15 protein-coding genes and 1 riboswitch are annotated in these 17,278 nt (G+C 72.1%); of the genes, 4 read left to right on the plus strand and 11 right to left on the minus strand.

Annotated features, from left to right (window positions below):
* Positions 1 to 55: 55 nt before the first annotated feature.
* Together ACFYMM_RS05235 and ACFYMM_RS05240 are read right to left on the minus strand one after the other, a co-directional pair.
* Entirely contained in the window at positions 56 to 499 is a 444-nt protein-coding gene (locus tag ACFYMM_RS05235; RefSeq protein WP_388384010.1) for an SRPBCC family protein, read from the minus strand.
* A 115-nt stretch (positions 500 to 614) separates the two neighbouring features.
* Entirely contained in the window at positions 615 to 1,412 is a 798-nt protein-coding gene (locus ACFYMM_RS05240) for a metallophosphoesterase (RefSeq protein ID WP_388384011.1), read from the minus strand.
* 297 nt (positions 1,413 to 1,709) lie between these two features.
* On the opposite strand from ACFYMM_RS05240, the gene ACFYMM_RS05245 reads away from it, so the two are divergent.
* The gene (locus ACFYMM_RS05245) at positions 1,710 to 3,506 is read left to right on the plus strand and encodes an AMP-dependent synthetase/ligase (protein WP_388384013.1); all 1,797 of its coding nucleotides are present in this window, start codon (positions 1,710 to 1,712) and stop codon (positions 3,504 to 3,506) included.
* 15 nt (positions 3,507 to 3,521) lie between these two features.
* On the opposite strand, the gene ACFYMM_RS05250 is transcribed toward ACFYMM_RS05245, so the two are convergent.
* Together ACFYMM_RS05250 and ACFYMM_RS05255 are read right to left on the minus strand one after the other, a co-directional pair.
* The gene (locus tag ACFYMM_RS05250) at positions 3,522 to 5,108 is read right to left on the minus strand and encodes a GMC oxidoreductase (protein WP_388384014.1); all 1,587 of its coding nucleotides are present in this window, start codon (positions 5,106 to 5,108) and stop codon (positions 3,522 to 3,524) included.
* Positions 5,109 to 5,191: 83 nt separating this feature from the next.
* On the minus strand, positions 5,192 to 6,334 hold the full coding sequence (locus ACFYMM_RS05255; RefSeq protein WP_388384016.1) for a glycosyltransferase family 4 protein: 1,143 nt from the start codon (positions 6,332 to 6,334) through the stop codon (positions 5,192 to 5,194).
* 57 nt (positions 6,335 to 6,391) lie between these two features.
* Between ACFYMM_RS05255 and ACFYMM_RS05260 the strand changes: the two genes are divergently transcribed.
* Positions 6,392 to 7,627, plus strand: coding sequence for a glycosyltransferase 87 family protein (locus ACFYMM_RS05260; protein ID WP_388384018.1), 1,236 nt, complete (start codon positions 6,392 to 6,394; stop codon positions 7,625 to 7,627).
* On the opposite strand, the gene ACFYMM_RS05265 is transcribed toward ACFYMM_RS05260, so the two are convergent.
* From ACFYMM_RS05265 to ACFYMM_RS05285, 5 genes are all read right to left on the minus strand, one after another.
* Positions 7,584 to 8,774, minus strand: coding sequence for a hypothetical protein (locus ACFYMM_RS05265; protein WP_388384019.1), 1,191 nt, complete (start codon positions 8,772 to 8,774; stop codon positions 7,584 to 7,586). The genes ACFYMM_RS05260 and ACFYMM_RS05265 overlap by 44 nt on opposite strands.
* A gap of 31 nt (positions 8,775 to 8,805) precedes the next feature.
* Complete coding sequence (locus ACFYMM_RS05270; protein ID WP_388384021.1) at positions 8,806 to 9,837, minus strand: NlpC/P60 family protein; 1,032 nt, start codon at positions 9,835 to 9,837, stop codon at positions 8,806 to 8,808.
* A 265-nt stretch (positions 9,838 to 10,102) separates the two neighbouring features.
* On the minus strand, positions 10,103 to 11,134 hold the full coding sequence (locus ACFYMM_RS05275) for an NlpC/P60 family protein (RefSeq protein WP_388384023.1): 1,032 nt from the start codon (positions 11,132 to 11,134) through the stop codon (positions 10,103 to 10,105).
* Between the two features lie 211 nt (positions 11,135 to 11,345).
* Positions 11,346 to 12,689 carry an NYN domain-containing protein gene (locus ACFYMM_RS05280; protein ID WP_388384025.1) on the minus strand — a complete coding sequence of 448 codons (1,344 nt, stop codon included), beginning with the start codon at positions 12,687 to 12,689 and terminating at the stop codon, positions 11,346 to 11,348.
* 39 nt (positions 12,690 to 12,728) lie between these two features.
* Entirely contained in the window at positions 12,729 to 12,968 is a 240-nt protein-coding gene (locus tag ACFYMM_RS05285; protein WP_388384027.1) for a hypothetical protein, read from the minus strand.
* Between the two features lie 155 nt (positions 12,969 to 13,123).
* Here ACFYMM_RS05285 and ACFYMM_RS05290 point away from each other — a divergent pair, with 155 nt between their 5' ends.
* Together ACFYMM_RS05290 and ACFYMM_RS05295 are read left to right on the plus strand one after the other, a co-directional pair.
* Positions 13,124 to 13,867 carry a rhomboid family intramembrane serine protease gene (locus tag ACFYMM_RS05290; protein ID WP_388384029.1) on the plus strand — a complete coding sequence of 248 codons (744 nt, stop codon included), beginning with the start codon at positions 13,124 to 13,126 and terminating at the stop codon, positions 13,865 to 13,867.
* A complete protein-coding gene (locus ACFYMM_RS05295; RefSeq protein ID WP_388384031.1) occupies positions 13,864 to 14,145 on the plus strand; it encodes an Lrp/AsnC family transcriptional regulator in 282 nt (93 codons plus the stop codon). Before ACFYMM_RS05290 ends, ACFYMM_RS05295 begins: the two co-directional genes overlap by 4 nt.
* A gap of 243 nt (positions 14,146 to 14,388) precedes the next feature.
* Here the strand turns inward: ACFYMM_RS05295 and ACFYMM_RS05300 are convergent, their stop codons facing one another.
* Positions 14,389 to 15,750: an aminotransferase class V-fold PLP-dependent enzyme gene (locus tag ACFYMM_RS05300; protein WP_388384033.1), complete on the minus strand. Its 1,362-nt coding sequence runs from the start codon at positions 15,748 to 15,750 to the stop codon at positions 14,389 to 14,391.
* Positions 15,751 to 15,893: 143 nt separating this feature from the next.
* Positions 15,894 to 16,010, minus strand: a riboswitch (SAM riboswitch).
* Positions 16,011 to 16,082: 72 nt separating this feature from the next.
* On the minus strand, positions 16,083 to 17,147 hold the full coding sequence (gene trpD / locus ACFYMM_RS05305; RefSeq protein WP_388384035.1) for an anthranilate phosphoribosyltransferase: 1,065 nt from the start codon (positions 17,145 to 17,147) through the stop codon (positions 16,083 to 16,085).
* Between the last annotated feature and the right edge of the window lie 131 nt (positions 17,148 to 17,278).

A 17,278-nucleotide genomic window follows, 5' to 3' on the forward strand; every position in this document is an offset into this window, starting at 1 on the left:
TACCCGGGCGCGGCGCGGACGAACGCGACCACTGCTTCTCCCCCGCGCCCCGCGCCTACTTCTCCCCCGACTCCACGCGCTTCTTCAGGCCCGCCAGCGCGCGGTCGATGATGACCTTCTCCGCCTTGCGCTTGATCATGCCGAGCATGGGGATCTTGACGTCGACCGTCAGCAGGTAGGTGACCTCGGTGGTGCCGGCGGCGGTGGCCTTGAGGACGTACGAGCCGTCGAGGGAGCGGAGCATCTGGGACTTGACCAGGGTCCAGGAGACCTCGTTGTCGCCGGTCCAGGTGTAGGCGAGGGTCTGGTCGTCCTTGATCGCGCCCGCGTCCATGACGAGGTGGACCTGCTGGGCACGGCCCTGGTCGTCGGTCTTGAGGACCTCGGCCTCCTTCACCTCACCGGTCCAGTCCGGATAGCGGGCGAAGTCGGCGATCACCTCCATGACGTCGGCCGGTGCCGCCTCGATCGTGATGCTCGAGCTGGTGTGTTCCGCCATCGCCGTGGCTCCTCCAGATGCGGGCCGGTAGAGAGGTCCCCGTGCGCGAGGGCGCGCACGTGTGTGCAGCGTGAAGGCTACCGCGCGCCCGATCGGCCGCCTTCACCCGGAGTGCTCACCATTCGAGCACCCACGGTCGGCCGGTCCTGGCGAAGTGCCCGACGTTGACGCACTCGGTGGCGCCGATCCGCATCCGGCGCACCAGCGGCTGGTGGACGTGGCCGAACAGGGAGTAGCGGGGCCTGGTGCGGCGGATCGCGTCCAGCAGGGCACGGCTGCCGCGCTCGAAGCGGCGCGCGACGGTGTCGTAGACCAGCTCGGGGACCTCCGGGGGGATGTGGGTGCACAGCACGTCGACCTCGCCGACCGCCTCGATCTTCGCCGCGTACTCCTCGTCGCCCATCTCGTAGGGCGTCCGCATCGGGGTGCGCAGGCCGCCGCCGACGAAGCCGAAGACCCGGCCGCCGATCTCCACCCGCTGGCCGTCCAGGACTGTGGTGCCCGGGCCGGCGTACTCCGGCCACAGCGGCGGCATGTCGACATTGCCGTAGGTGGCGTACGTCGGGGCGGGGAACGCGGCGAACATCTCGGCGTACTGCTTGCGGACCGCCTTCTCGATGGCGGTGGTCCGGTCGCCGTCGACGCCGGCCCACAGCCGGGCCCCGAAGGCGCGCGCCTCCTCGAAGCGGCGGGCGGTGCGCAGCTCGACCAGTCGGTCGGCGTTCTCCTTGCCGAACAGGTCCGGGAAGATGCCGCGGGCGTGGTCGGCGTAGTCGAGGAAGAGGACGAGATCGCCGAGGCAGATCAGGGCGTCGGCACCCTCGCCGGCTCTGGCCAGGTCGCGGGCGTTGCCGTGCACATCGCTGACCACGTGCACACGGGTGTTCCTGCTGCCGGGGGGTGTGGGCGCCATGGCGATCAAGCGTAGGCGGCGCGCGGCCCTTGTGAACAGTGGCGGCCGGGGACCCCGTTACTGGCCAGTCAGGAAAGCGGTGGACTACTGTGCGCGAAGGAACACCAGCCTGTGTGACGCAGCGAACATCTCGTCGGGACCCCCTGTCGTAGAGGCCATACCGGCGGGTAACGTCCGGGCAGTCCAGTCGTGCTCAGGATTTCAACCAGTGAATCTCTGAGCACCTGCCCGAGCCTTGGACCGCACCGTCGCATCGCACAACGTCGTGGCGCCGGCGCCCTATGAGGAGCAGCAGTCTTGCGCGAGTTCAGCCTTCCGGCTTTGTACGAGGTCCCTGCGGACGGCAATCTGACCGACATCGTCCGCAGAAACGCCGCGCAGCATCCCGACGTCGCCGTCATCGCCCGCAAGGTCGCGGGCGTGTGGCAGGACGTGACGGCCAAGGCCTTCCTGGCCGAGGTGCACGCCGCCGCCAAGGGCCTGATCGCCGCCGGTGTCGAGCCGGGCGACCGGGTCGGCCTGATGTCCCGTACGCGCTACGAGTGGACGCTGCTGGACTTCGCGATCTGGAGCGCGGGCGCCGTCACGGTGCCGGTGTACGAGACCAGCTCCCCGGAGCAGGTGCAGTGGATCCTCGCCGACTCGGGTGCCACGGCGTGCGTGGTGGAGCTGGACGGCCACGTGGCCGCCGTGGAGTCGGTGCGCGAGGCGCTGCCCGCCCTCAAGCACGTCTGGCAGATCGAGGCCGGGGGCGTGGAGGAGCTGGGCCGGCTCGGGCAGGACGTCACCGACGCGACCGTGGAGGAGCGCAGCTCGCTCGCCAAGGCCGACGACCCGGCGACCATCGTGTACACGAGCGGTACGACCGGCCGGCCCAAGGGCTGTGTCCTCACCCACCGCAGCTTCTTCGCCGAGTGCGGCAACGTCGTCGAGCGGCTGCGCCCGCTGTTCCGCACCGGCGAGTGTTCCGTCCTGCTGTTCCTGCCGCTCGCACACGTCTTCGGCCGCCTGGTGCAGGTCGCCCCGATGATGGCGCCGATCAAGCTGGGCACCGTCCCTGACATCAAGAACCTCACCGACGAGCTGGCCTCGTTCCGCCCGACGCTCATCCTCGGCGTGCCGCGGGTGTTCGAGAAGGTCTACAACTCGGCGCGGGCCAAGGCGCAGGCGGACGGCAAGGGCAAGATCTTCGACAAGGCGGCGGACACCGCGATCGCGTACAGCAAGGCGCTGGACACCCCCGCGGGCCCGTCGCTCGGCCTGAAGATCAAGCACAAGACGTTCGACAAGCTGGTCTACAGCAAGCTGCGCGCGGTGCTCGGCGGCCGGGGCGAGTACGCCATCTCGGGCGGTGCCCCGCTGGGCGAGCGGCTGGGGCACTTCTTCCGGGGCATCGGCTTCACGGTGCTGGAGGGCTACGGCCTGACCGAGTCCTGCGCGGCCACCGCCTTCAACCCCTGGGACCGTACGAAGATCGGCACGGTCGGGCAGCCGCTGCCGGGCTCGGTGGTCCGGATCGCGGACGACGGCGAGGTGCTGCTGCACGGCGAGCACCTGTTCAAGGGCTACTGGAACAACGAGGCCGCGACGGCCGAGGCGCTGACCGACGGCTGGTTCCACACCGGTGACATCGGCACCCTCGACGAGGACGGCTACCTCAGGATCACCGGCCGCAAGAAGGAGATCATCGTCACCGCGGGCGGCAAGAACGTGGCCCCGGCCGTGATCGAGGACCGGATCCGGGCGCACGCGCTGGTCGCGGAGTGCATGGTGGTGGGCGACGGGCGGCCGTTCGTGGGCGCGCTGGTCACCATCGACGAGGAGTTCCTGGGCCGCTGGGCGGACGAGCACGGCAAGCCGGCGGGTTCCACCGCGGCGTCGCTGAGCCGGGACCCGGACCTGCTGGCCGAGGTCCAGTCGGCGGTCGACGACGGCAACGCCGCGGTGTCGAAGGCGGAATCGGTGCGGAAGTTCCGCATTCTGTCCTCCCAGTTCACGGAGGAGTCGGGCCACCTCACCCCGTCGCTGAAGCTGAAGCGGAACGTGGTGGCGAAGGACTACGCGGACGAGATCGAGGCGATCTACGCGAAGTAGCCGCCCCACGCCCGGCTACGGCGCGGTGTCCTCGGCGAGGACCCGCGCCATCGTGCGTTCGGCGAGCGCGGTGATGGTGACGAAGGGGTTCACGCCGATGTTGCCGGGCACCAGCGAGCCGTCGGTGACGTACAGCTTCGGACAGCCCTTGACCCGGCCGTAGTCGTCCGTCGCCCGGCCCAGCACGCAGCCGCCGAGCGGGTGGTAGCAGAAGTCGTCGGCGAAGACCTTGCTGGGGGAGCCGAACAGGTCGTAGCGGTAGATGGTGGAGTTCGCCGAGTTGATCCGGTCGAACAGTTTCTTGGCCATGGCGACCGAGACGGCGCTCTGGGCGGCGCTCCAGCCGAGTTTGACCGTGTCGCTCGCCGAGTCGTAGGTGAAGGACGCCCGCTGCGGGTTCTTGGTGATCGCGAGGTAGAGGCTGACCCAGGTCTCGAAGCCGATGGGCAGCGGGGCCATCTCGGCGAAGACCGGGTTGTCGGCGTTGGCCCAGTCGTCGATGCCCATGACCGGCATGGTCGACTGGTTGGCGCCGGTGGTGTCCCAGACGTGGTTGGCGCGGCCGAGCATGGTGTTGCCGTTGGGGCCCCAGCCGGCGCCGACGCTGGAGTCGAGCGCGGGCAGTGTGCCGGTGTCCCGGGCCCGGACGAGGAGTTCGGTGGTGCCGAGGCTGCCGCCGCCGAGGAAGAGGTACGTGCAGCCGTACTGCTTGGTCTCGACGACCGCGCCGGTGTTGTCGATGCGGTCGACGCTCAGCAGGTACGTCCCGTCGCTCGCCCGGCTGATGGACCTGACCCGCTGCAGGGTGTCGATGGTGACGTTCCCGGTGCCGAGCGCGGCGGCCAGGTAGGTCTTGTCCAGGCTCCGCTTGCCCTGGTTGTTGCCGTAGATGACCTCCTGTCCGAGGGCGGACTTCGTCGCCGTGCCGGCCGCCTCGCGCTGCATGTAGCCGAAGTCGTAGACGTTGGGCACGAAGGTGGTCTTCAGACCGGTGTTGGCCGCGGCCTTCCGGGAGGTCCGGGTGAACTGGTACCACTCGGTCGACTCGAACCAGGTGGGGTCGACGCTGTTGACGCCGAGCATGGCGCGGGCGCGCGGGAAGTACGTGCCGTACATCTCGGCCGCGTCCACGGTGGGGAACTGCTCGGTGAAGTAGGACTGGAGGGGGGTGACCGCCATGCCTCCGTTGACGAGGGAGCCGCCGCCGACACCGCGCCCGACGTACACGGACATGTTGTCGTAGTGCACGCGGTCCAGGACGCCGGGATAGGAGCCGATGTCCCGGTTGACGACGTCCAGCCACAGGAAGGTGGCCAGCGGGGCCTCGGTGCGGGTGCGGAACCACATGGAGCGCTGGTCCGGGGCGGCGGTGGAGCAGAAGACCTTGCCGTCGGAGCCGGGGGTGTTCCAGAGGCGGCCCATCTCCAGGACGAGGGTGCGGATGCCGGCCTGGCCGAGGCGGAGGGCGGCGACCGCGCCGCCGTAGCCCGAGCCGACCACGATGGCGGGCGCGGACTCGACCGCGTCGGGCTCGGCCGCCCGGGCCGACTGGAGACCGACCCGGGTGAAACCGAGGGCCGCCGCGGTCTGGAGGGCCGCCATGCCCAGGATATGACGTCTACTCAGCTGACGCTGCATCAGTTTTGCTGTCATGTGCGCAGCATCAGCGGATTATCCGCCTCCGGCTAGAGCAGCGTCTTCAACTTCTCCGCCAACAAGTCCCACCGCCACTTGCGCTCGACCCACTCGCGTCCCCGCTCCCCCATCCGGCGCCGCAGTTCCGCGTCGCCGAGGAGCACCACGATGCGGTCGGCGGCCTCGTCCGGGGAGCCACCGCGCACCACCCAGCCGGTCTCGCCGTCGAGCACCGCGTCCGGCGCGCCGCCCGAGTCGCCGGCGACGACAGGCAGGCCGGTCGCGGAGGCCTCCAGATAGACGATCCCGAGCCCCTCGACGTCGAGCCCCCCGCGCCGGGTGCGGCACGGCATGGCGAAGACGTCCCCGGCGCCGTAGTGCGCGGGCAGTTCGGACCAGGGCACCGAGCCGGTGAAGCGCACGGAGGCCGCGACGCCGGTCTCCCGGGCCAGCCGGCGCAGGCCCCTCTCGTACGGGCCGCCGCCGACGATCAGCAGGACGGCGTCCGGTTCGGCGGCCAGGATCCGGGGCATCGCCCGGATCAGCGTGTCCTGCCCCTTCCTCGGCACCAGCCGGGACACGCACACCACCACCGGCCGCTCGCTCAGCCCGAGCCGCGCCCGGACCTCCTCGCCGCCCGAACCGGGATGGAAGACCTTCTCGTCGACCCCGGGCGGCAGCTGCGCCATCCGCCCGGCCGCCGCCGGGGTCAGCGCCCCCGCGATCCGCGAGCGGGTGTACTCGCCGAGGTAGGTGATCGTGTCCGTCGACTCCCCGATCCGGCGCAGCAGCCCGCGCGCGGCGGGCAGTTGGGCCCAGCCGGCCTCGTGCCCGTGGGTGGTGGCGACCAGCCGCCGGGCGCCCGCCGCGCGCAGCGCGGGCGCCATCAGCCCGAGCGGTGCCGCCGCCCCGAACCACACCGAGGCGCAGCCGTGTTCCCGCAGCAGCCCGGCGGCGCGCCGGGTCGCCTGCGGGGTGGGCAGCAGCATCGTCGTACGATCACGTACGACGGTGAAGGGCTGTTCGGCGTCGAACGCGGCCGTGGCCTCGGCGCCCTCCCGGCCACGCTTCCAGGTGGAGGCGTAGACGACCAGCCGGTCGGGGTCCAGGCGCAGTGCCATGTTGTGCAGGAACGCCTGGATCCCGCCGGGCCGGGGCGGGAAGTCGTTGGTGACGATCAGGGTCTTGTGCATCGCCGCCGACACTACCGGGCCACGACGGCGCGGCCTCGGGCGGAGGGCGGGGACTCGGTGAACAGGACGGGCCACGGACCGGCCCCGGCATGGCTGCCGGGGACCTGGGCGGCCACCCGGCTGGTACTGCTGCTGCTCGTCTTCAGGGTGCTCCCCTTCCCGGGCGCGGACGTCACGACCGATGTGTCGGTGATCTACCAGGGCTGGTACGAGGTGCTGCGCCACGGAACGTTTCCGCTGGACGACGTGGCCTGGCAGTACCCGCCCGCCGCCGCGCTCGCCGTCCTCTCCCCCGCCCTGCTGCCCTTCCTGGACTACCCGAGCGCGTTCTTCGTGCTGGCCTTCCTCGCCGACCTGGTCGTGCTGGCCCTGCTGACCCACACCGGCCGGCGCCCCGGCCGGTCGCCGCGCGGCGCCTGGGTGTGGGTGGCGGGCGTCCCGCTGCTCGGCCCGACGGTGTACGCCCGCTACGACGTGATGGTGACCGCGGTGGCGGTGGCCGCGCTGCTCGCGGGCGCCCGGCACCCGCGTCTGATGGGGGCGCTGGCGGGCTTCGGCGCCCTGCTGAAGATGTGGCCGGCGCTGCTGCTGGTGGGTGCCGTACGGCGCCGGGCGTGGGCGGCGGCGGCGCTGACCGCGGCCACGCTCGCGGCCCTGTTCTCCCTCGTCATGCCGGGCGCCTTCGCCTTCCTCGCCTTCCAGCGCGGCAGGGGCACCGAGGTGGAGTCGGTGGGCGCCCTGGTCTTCCATGTGGCCCGGCACTTCGGCTGGCAGGGGCAGGTGCTCCTGAACTACGGGTCGGTCGAGTTCCTCGGCCCCCACGTCGGACTCGTCAGCTCGGCGGCCCTGGCCCTCACCGGGGCCGCCCTCGGCTGGCTGCTGCTGTGGCGGCTGTGCGCGGCGCGGTTCCTGCCGCACACCCTCGCCGACGCCGCCTTCACGGCCGTACTGCTGTTCACGGTCACCAGCCGGGTGATCTCCCCGCAGTACCTGGTGTGGCTGGTCGGACTGGCCGCCGTCTGCCTGTGCTACCGCTCCGGCCGCATGGGCGCGCCGGCCCTCATGGTGCTGGCGGCGACCTTCCTGACCGTGCTGGAGTTCCCGGGCGGCTTCCTCCATGTGGTGCTCAGCGACTGGTACGGCATCACGCTGCTGGCCCTGCGCAACGGCCTGCTGGTCGCCGCGGCGGTGGCGGCGGCCCGCCGGCTGTGGCGCTCCACGGCCGCCCCGGCCGCGGAGCCGGCACCGGTCAGCCGAGCCGGTCGCGCACGTAGTCGCGCCAGCGTGCGGTGAACGCCTCCGGCGTGGTCCCGAGCACCGTCGTCACGGCGTCCTCGACGGCCCCCGCCCGCTTGTCGTGCGCTCCGACGGCCCGGTAGAACGCGCCGAGGCGGCCCTCGCCCCAGTGGTCGGCGATCATCCGGCAGGCCAGCCAGCCGCTCTCGTAGGCCTGGGCCAGCTTCGTCGGGTCGCTGCTGAAGCCGAAGTCCTTGTCGGCGGGGAGCTCCGCGGGGACGTCGCCGGCCTGGACGGCGCGGGCGAGTTCCGGGGCGGCCTCGGCCGGGGTGCGGCCGGTGCCGAGGTAGCCGATCCAGTCGGCGTATCCCTCGGAGAGCCACAGCGGGGTGGCGGGGGTGGTGTGGGCGCGGGTGGCCACATGGGTGGTCTCGTGGGTGAGGACCACCTGCTTGCCGACCGGGCCGAGGATCGCGTACGCGTCCGGGTTGACGATGACCCGGTCGGCGGGCGCCCGGCCCGAGCCGCCCGCCTCGCCGGTGGTGACCGCGGCGATGCCCCGGTAGTCGGAGGCGGGCGAGCCCAGCAGGGCCGCCATGCCGTCCAGCGAGGGCGGGACCAGGACCACGACCCGGCGCGCCCAGTCGGTGCCCCAGGCACCGGTCACGGCCGGGACGGCGCGGTCGGCGAGCCGGGCGTAGGAGCGCAGGGTGGCCGGCGACTGGCCGGCCCCGAGGACCAGGCTGTGCTCGCCCCGGGCGGCGGTCACCGTGCCCTCGTCCCACACCTGCCGGCCGGCCTTGCCGGCGGGCAGGTCGGCGGTGACGTACCAGGTGCCGTCGGCGGTCCGCCGAAGGGTGAGGGTGCGCTCGGCGGTGACGGGCGCGGTGTCGTACCCCTTGACGCGGTAGCGCAGCTCGGCGTCGGCGCGGGCGGTGGCGCCGCCGGGGTGCAGGGCGGTGACGTGGTAGGTCCAGGAGGCCAGCGGTACGGCGCGCAGCCGGGTGTACTCGGTGCGGGTGCCGGTCACGGCGTACGCCGTCTCGTCGTGGCCGAGCAGCGCCGCCGCCCGCCGGTCGAGCACCCGCTGTACCTCGGCCCCGGCGGAGTCGGCCGCCGGGTGCCCGCCGCATCCGGCCAGCGGGACGAGCAGCAGACAGAGCGCCACCGCGCCCGTGCGCCACGCCCGCCTACGACCAGCCATCCGCCGATCGTACGGCCCCGGGCCAGGGCCGTCAGGGACGGGTGACCGAGGCGATGGGCATCATGCCCACCGGGTCGTAGCGCACCGGCGCCCCGGGGTAGGGGGCGTGCACGACCTGCCCGTTGCCCACGTACATGCCCACATGGCTGGCGTCGGAGCGGTAGACGACCAGGTCGCCGGGGCGCGCCTGGGAGAGCGGGATCTGCCGGCCGGCGTACCGCTGCTCCTGCGAGGTGCGCGGCAGATGGATACCGGCGTGCGCGTACGACCACTGCATCAGGCCCGAGCAGTCGAACCCGGAGGGGCCGGAGGCGCCCCAGACGTAGGGGCGGCCGAGCGCGGAGAGGGCGGCGGCGACGGCGGCCCCGGCGCGGCCGTCGGGGGCGGGGGCGGAGGCGAGGGCGCCGGTGAGGTCGGGCAGACCGCCGCCGCTGTCGCGGGAGGCCCGCTCGTAGGAGGCGCGCTCGTCGGTGGGCATCGAGTTGAGCAGCTGCCGGGCCCGGGCCAGCTTCTGCTCCACGGTCCTCTTGTGGGCGGCGACGGCCTGGCGGCTGCGGTCCAGCTCGGCGAGCTGGCCGGCCGCGGCGGTGCGCTCCTGGGTGAGTTCCCGCAGGGCCGACTGGAGTTGCCTGAGCTGGTCGGCCTGCTGGGCGCCGACGCGGTCGATGGTGGAGGCCTTGTCGAGGTAGTCGGCGGGGTCGTCGGAGAAGAGCAGCGCGACGGCGGGGTCGAGGCCGCCGGAGCGGTACTGGGCGCCGGCGAGCGAACCGAGCGCCTCCCGCAGGGTGTTGACCCGCTCCTGCTGCCGGGCGATGTGGTCCTGGGCGTCGCTGATCTGCCTGCGCAGGACTCCGGCGCGTTCGTCGGCCTGGTCGTAGGCCTGGGTCGCCTTCTCGGCCTCCTGGTAGAGGCGGTCCACCTCGGCACGGGTGTTCTTGCGCGGTGCGGCGGTGGCGGGTGCGGCGCCGAGGGCGGCGACGGCGGCCGCGGCCGACAGCGCGCACAGGGCGGCGCCTGCGCCCCGGTTGAACCCGGACGGTACTGGGCGACGATGGGACCCCACGGGAAGCCGTGCTCCTTCCGCTGGCTGACAGGAGACGCTCCCCCGACGCCGGGGACGGGGAGACCCAGGCGCCGGGGAAACGCGGCAGACAGTAGCCGTGCGGAAGGGCGGCGGCCAAAGACCCCGACGGCCGCGCAAACCGATCGCCCCGCCGCTGACGCAGGTCAGTGGCGGGGCGTGGAGTCAGTTCGGGTCGCCGTGATTCGCTCGTTCGGGCGGCACGGCGTGTTGATCAAGACGGGGCGGGCGGGGCCCGGCGGGTGGCCTAGACGCGCACGCCGAACTGGAACGGCATGTCGCTCATCGCCTCGTAGCGGACGACCGCGCCGGTGTGCGGGGCGTGCAGCACCTGGCCGTTGCCCGCGTAGAGGCCGACGTGGTGCAGGTCGCCGTAGAAGAAGACGAGGTCGCCGACCTGGAGCTGGTCCATGGAGAGGTGGGCGCCGATGGTGGCCTGGGCCTCGGAGGTGCGCGGTATGGAGATGCCGGCCTGCGCGTAGGCCCAGGAGGTCAGGCCCGAGCAGTCGTAGGAGGCGGTGCCGGTGGCGCCGTAGACGTACGGCTTGCCGATCTGGCTCTGGGCGGCGGAGAAGGCCGCGGCGGCCCGGCCGGAGGCGGGGGTGCCGTTGCCGAGGTCGACGCGCTGGGTGGCGGAGCGGTTGGCGCGCTGCTGCTCGGCGTCGAGGGCCGCTCTCTCCTTGGCGGTCAGGGTGTTCAGGAGCTTCTGCGCGTCGGCGAGTTTGCCCTGGACGTCCTTCTTCTGCTTGCCCAGCTCGGTGCGGGTGGCGGCGAGGTCCTTGAGCTTGTCGGTGGCCTCGGCCCGCTCCTGGGCGAGTTCGCGCTGTTTGTCCTGAATCTTCTTCAGGGCCTCGACCTGCTGGCTGCTCAACTGGTCGAGCGTGGACGCCTTGTCGAGGTAGTCGTCCGGGTTGGACGACAGGAACAGCTGGACGGAGGGGTCGATGCCGCCCGAGCGGTACTGCGCGGTGGCCAGCGAACCGAGACCGTCCCGCAGCTTGTTCAGCTCCTGCTGACCACGGGCCACATTGTCCTGGATCGTGGATATTTCCTTCTGCAGCTTCTGCTGCTTCTCCTGGGCTCCGTCGAGCTTCTCCGTGGCCTGCTCCGCCTGCTGGTAGAGCTGGTCGACCTTCGCCTTGACCTCGTCCTTGCTCAGCTTCTCGGCGGGGGCCGCGTTGGCGGCCTGGGAGCTGAGGGCGACGGCGGCGGCTGCCGCGGTGGTCAGCACGGTCACGCGCGTGCGACTGGGCTGCTTCGGTCGACGATGGGACGCCACGGAGACGGGCTCCTTCTTTTGAGTGATCACCCGTGTGGAGGTTCGAGCCCAGACCCTAGTGACCTCGCTGTGATCAGTTCAAATCCTGGAGCAAAAAATCCCGGTTACGCAATGCATTCTTTGCACTCAACTCACATCCAGTGAGGCGCGATTGACACTAAGTGGCGCGAGGGTCCGGTCAATTCGGGCATTGCCTACGCAGGTTGAACGTTCAGGACAGTCGCCGCAGAAGCACCACAGAGGCCACCGGCCGGGCACCTGCCTTGGCGACCCCGTCGGCCACCTCCCGGTCGGTCGAGGCGACGATGACCGGACGGCCCGGCGGCTCCGCGCGCACCAGCTGGCGGATCAGCTCGTCGGCCGTGACGCCCGGCTTGGAGAACAGCACCCGCACCCCGCGCGGCGGCGCGAGCAGCACCGGCGCGGCGAGTTCGGCGCCGTCGAAGACACAGGTCACCTCGGCGCCGGTCTGCGCGGCGAGCTGGGAGAGCTGGCCGAGCAGGCGCAGCCGCTGCTTCTCCAGCGGCATCTGCGGATAACCGGTCTTGGTCACGTTGTAGCCGTCGACGACCAAATGCGCCTGGGGAAGGGCCAGAAGCTGGTCGAGAATCGCCGGATCGTTTTCGGACAGGGCGCGGGCCGCGATGTCCTTCGGGGTCATTCGTCCCGGTTCGACCGCGTCCACGGTCTCCGCCGGGCGCACCGAGACGGGCGGCAGCGCCAGCTCCCGGCGCAGCCCCTGGGCCGCCTCCAGCACGGTGTCGAGCAGCAGCCGTACCCGCATGTCCTCGACGCTGCGCCCCTCGCGGGCCGCCCGCCGGGCGGCCTCCAGCGCGGCCTCGGCCTCGGCCAGCCGGCCCTTGAGCCGCCGGGTCTCGCTCTCGGCGGCGGACACCTGCGCCTGCCCCTCGGCGCGTACGGCCTCCATCTCGTGGTGGACCTTGCGCAGGGCCGCCTCGCCGCGCTTGACGTCGCTGAGGGCCGCGCGGAGCTTGCGGTGAAGCGATTCCGCTTCCTTCTTCGCCGACTCCAGCTCGCCGCGCAGCCGTTCGGTCTCGCTGCGGGTCTGCCCGCGGGCCTGGGCCAGTTCCTCGCGCAGCCGCTCCAGCTCGGCGCGGCTCTCCTCGCCGGCCCGTTCGGCGTCGGCGCGCTGGGCCTCCTCGCCGGCCGCGGCGACCAGCTTCACCCAACCGGTCGGGCGCAGTACATAGGCCGCGGCCGCCACGTCGAGCGGGTCCGCGGCCGGGGGCGGGGAGCCTGATTCGAGAGCGCCGGCCAGTTCCGGCTGGGCCTCTCTGAACTTCTCCCCGATGCGCTGGCGGAACAGCGGATCGGTCTCCAGCGCGGCGGCCATGGCGTTGCCCGCGAACTTGGCCCGGCGATTGGGGGCGAACCGGGCGTACTGCCGGAGCTGGGCGGGCAGTTCGCCGACGGTCAGACCGCCGAAGCCGTCCGAGACGATCTGCACGACCCGGCGGCGCACACCGTCGGGCAGGGGACGGTCAAGCACCTCGGCGGTGCCGTCGTCCGGCCCCCCGCCCGCGGTCTCCACCATCCGTCACACCCCATCGCCTCGCGGGGCCGGCTCCTGGCTTCAGGAGTCGGCGCCCGGCCTGTCCACGAGTTCCACCTGGTCCACCGCGTTGCACCAGCGGCAGCGCACCGACTCGATGGTCTCACTGACCACCTCGCGCTCCTCGACGCTCGGCTCACCGGCCAGGTCGAGGTGGACGTATTCGACGACCTTCGACGAGCGGGTCACGTCGAACCGGGTGAGGTTGCCGCACAGGGTGCAGCGCCACCGCGTGGTGGCGGTCGGCAGGGGAACCGTCATCGTGACTGTTCGCTTTCTTCCAGTGTCCGTGACGCGTCGTCTCCCCGACGCGTGTGGCTCGTAACCCTACGGCCTGGCGGGTACTCGCCGCCCGTCCGTCCACAGCGGCGAGGCACTCTGTGCCACTGCGTCCCGTTACGTCATGCTCTGTAGTCGTGATCAGCAACTGGAGCACGGCGGCCGGCCGAACCTACCGGGCGGTGCGGAGCACCCCGGCGCCCATGACGTACGGCCTGATGGCCCTGTGCTGTCTGGTCTTCGTCCTGGGGCCCGCCTCCGGGCTGACCCCGGCGTACGGGTCCGGGGACGCGCTGCTCGCCGCCCAGCGGGCGTACTTCCGGCGCTGGGGCGTGGTCCCCGCGGACCTGTTCGACGGCCCGGCCCGGGAGGTCCTCACCCCGGCCACGGCCCTGTTCGTGCACGGCGGCTGGGTCCACCTGCTGGGCAACATGCTCTTCCTGTTCGTCTTCGGCGCGATGACCGAGGAGCGGATGGGCGCCGTGGAGTTCACCCTGTTCTACGGCGGCTGCGGCTATCTGGCCCTGCTCGGCTACGCGGCCGCCAACGCCACCTCCGAGCAGTCGCTGGTGGGGGCCTCCGGGGCGATCTCGGCGGTCCTCGGAGCGTTCCTCTTCCTCTTCCCCCGCGCCCGGGTGACCAGTCTCCTGCCGTTCCTGTTCTTCCTGCCGCTGCGTTTCCCGGCCTGGGTCGTGCTGCCCTTCTGGGTCTCCCTGCAGTGGCTGGCGGCGGGCCGCGCCACGCAGGGGCCCGGGGTGGCCTACCTGGCGCACCTGGTGGGGTTCTCGCTGGGCTTCGGCTACGCGTGGGTGCGTTATGGCCGTACAGCTAGAGTGAAAGCCGCCCCAGCTCCGGCCTCCGAGGGAGAGAACCAGCCGTGATCACCGCGATCGTCCTCATCAAGACCAGCGTGGACCGGATCCCCGAGATCGCGGAACGGATCGCCGCGCTGGACAGCGTCAGCGAGGTCTTCTCCGTCACCGGCACCTACGACCTGATCGCCATGGTCCGGGTCAAGCAGCACGAGGACCTGGCCGAGGTCATCCCCGGCAGCATCAGCAAGATCCCGGGCGTGGAGGCCACGGACACGCACGTCGCCTTCCGCACCTACTCCCAGCACGACCTGGAGGCGGCGTTCGCCATCGGGCTGGACGGCTAGTTGTTCTGTCCGGGGAGGTTTGCCGAGCAGCTCGCGGCGTCCGGTGCTGGGGGCACCTCCCACGCCGTTCAGGCAGTGGGGGAGCCTCGCCAGACGGAGCGTCGCCCGCGTACTGGACGTACTCGGGTGATGCGACAACGCGGCGGCGTGGGGGTACCCCCGGCCGAAGGCTGGGGGAGTGCCGTGCCGGGCGTCGCGAGCCAGTGAACCCTTCCGGTCGCAGCACCAGCCACCCGCGGGCGGTCAGACCGCCGGGACGCAGCGGCCGTCCTCGGTGCGGTACGACCACTTCGCACCCTCGGTGACCAGTTCCCGTACCGCCGTCACGAACCGCTCGACATGCTCGTCCGGGGTGCCCGCGCCGAAGGACACCCGGATCGCGTTCAGGGACTTCTCGCCGGGAGCGGCCTCGGGGGCGCCGCACTCGCCCTGGGTCTGCGGGTCGCTGCCGAGCAGGGTGCGGACCAGGGGGTGGGCGCAGAAGAGGCCGTCGCGGACGCCGATGCCGTACTCGGCGGAGAGGGCGGCGGCGAAGTGCGAGCTGTTCCAGCCCTCGACGACGAAGGAGATCACGCCGACCCGCGGCGCGTCGTCGCCGAACAGGGAGAGCACCTTGACCTGCGGGACCTCGGCGAGGCCCGAGCGGACCGTGTCGACCAGGTACTGCTCCCGGGCCACCAGGGTGTCGAAACCGGCCTCGGTGAGCGCCTTGCAGGCCGACGCGATGGAGTAGGCGCCGATCACGTTCGGGGAGCCGGCCTCGTGGCGGGCGGCGCTGTCCTGCCACTCCACGTCCACTCCGCCGTCCGCGCGCCGGGTGACCTTGCGGCTGGCGCCGCCGCCCGCGAGGTAGGGGTCGGCCGCCTGGAGCCAGTCGGCCCGGCCGGCCAGCACTCCGCAGCCGAAGGGGGCGTACAGCTTGTGCCCGGAGAAGGCGACCCAGTCGACGTCCAGGTCACGGACGGAGACCGGGTGGTGCGGGGCGAGCTGGGCCGCGTCCAGGACGATCCGGGCGCCGTGCGCGTGGGCGGCGGCGGCCAGCTCGCGCACCGGCCACAGCTCGCCGGTGACGTTGGAGGCACCGGTGACGCAGACCAGGGCCGGGCCGTGGGGGTCACGGTCGGCGAGGGCGCGCTCCAGGGTCTCGACGGCCTGCGCCGGGGTGCGCGGGGCGTCGAGGTAGCTGACCCGGGCGTCCTTCCAGGGCAGCAGGCTCGCGTGGTGCTCGGTCTCGAAGACGAAGACCTGGCAGCCGGCAGGGAGGGCGGCGGCGAGGAGGTTGAGGGAGTCGGTGGTCGACCGGGTGAAGACCAGTTGGTCGTCGGCCCGGCAGTCGAGGAACTCGGCGACGGTCGCGCGGGCGTTCTCGAAGAGGTCCGTGGAGAGCTGGGAGAGGTAGCCGGCGCCGCGGTGGACGCTGCCGTAGTACGGCGCGTAGGCGGCGACGTCGTCCCAGACCCGCTGCAGGGCGGGGGCGCTGGCCGCGTAGTCGAGGGCCGCGTAGGTGACCTCGCCGCCGGTGACCAGCGGGACGGTGACGTCCCGGCCCAGAACGGGCAGCGGGGCGCGGACGGAGGTGGCGGAGGCAGCGGTGGAGACAGACATGGGTGAACTCCCGTGAGGCGTACGCCAAAAGGACGTACGAGAAGAAGAGAAGAAGGGTGCGCGGAGGCGGGGCTCGGCGGCCCTATCGCATTCGCTTGCTCACGGGAGGCTCCTCGAGGACCAGGACCCCTGGCTTGTCGAGGGGTCCGCGCTTGCCGTAGACCTCGCTGCCTACGACCTGGTCTTCACCCGGGGCACCCCGCCACGGACGGAGGGTTGCCGGACAGTCGGCCGGGGCCTCATGACTGTCACTCATGACCTGGACAGGAACGTACGTGAAGTGATCGCGGTCCCGCAACTCCTGTCCGGATCGCGGGACCGCGATCCCCTTGTCACGCGTTGCTGGCGGCCACCCAGCGCTCCAGCGCCCGCTTGGCCGCGCCCGAGTCGACCGACTCGGCGGCCCTGTCCATAGCGGCGCGGATCTGCTCGGCCAGCGTGCCTGGGCCCGGATCGAGAGCCACCAGGGCCGCCGCCGAGTTCAGCAGTACGGCGTCCCGGACCGGCCCGGTCTCGCCGTCCAGGAGGCGGCGGGCGACCTCGGCGTTGTAGGAGGGGTCACCGCCCCGCAGCGCCTGGACCGGGACCAGCTCGATGCCGACGTCACGCGGGTCGAAGGACTCCTCGGTGACCTTGCCGTCGCGGACCACCCAGACCCGGGAGGTGGCCGTCGTGGTCAGTTCGTCGAAGCCGTCGTCACCGCGGAAGACCAGGGAGGAGTTGCCGCGCTCGGCGAAGACGCCGGCGATGAGCGGGGCCATGCGCGGGTCGGCGACGCCCACCGCCTGGGCCCTCACCCTGGCCGGGTTGGTCAGCGGGCCGAGGGCGTTGAAGGTCGTACGGATCCCCAACTGGCCGCGTGCGGCGGCCACATGCCGCAGCGCCGGGTGGAACTTGATGGCGAAGCAGAACGTGATGCCGGCTTCCTCGGCGACCTCCGCGACACGCCTCGGCGTCAGCTCCAGATTGACGCCCAGCTTCTCCAGGACGTCCGAGGCACCGGACGCCGAGGATGCGGCCCGGTTGCCGTGCTTGACGACCTTCGCGCCCGTGCCGGCGATGACGATCGAGGACATCGTGGAGATGTTCACCGTCTTCGCGCCGTCGCCGCCCGTACCGACGATGTCGACGGTCCGGCCCGGCACCTCGATCACGTTCGCGTGCTCGTACATCGTGCGGACCAGCCCGGTGATCTCCTCGACGGTCTCGCCCTTGGCGCGCAGTGCCACCGCGAACCCGGCGATCTGCGCGTCGGTGGCCTCGCCGCGCATGATCACGTCCATCGCCCAGGCCGTGTCGTCCGCGCTGAGGTCCCGGCCCTCCAGCAGGCCGTTCAGCAGGGCGGGCCAGGAACGGCCCGCCGCGGTGTCGCCTCCAGCGGGGGTCACAGCGCTCATAAGGCCGCTCCTGGGTGTCGTAGACGGAAGTGGTGTCCCGGAGAAGAAGGTGCGTCCCACCCTATCCAGCCCCGGGCACGGCGAAGGGCCCCGTCCGAACACCGGACGGGGCCCTTCGCCGTGGCGTGGCG

Origin of the sequence: Streptomyces sp. NPDC006739 (genome assembly GCF_042869815.1) — a bacterium.
In the GTDB taxonomy this organism is placed as follows: Bacteria; Actinomycetota; Actinomycetes; order Streptomycetales; family Streptomycetaceae; genus Streptomyces.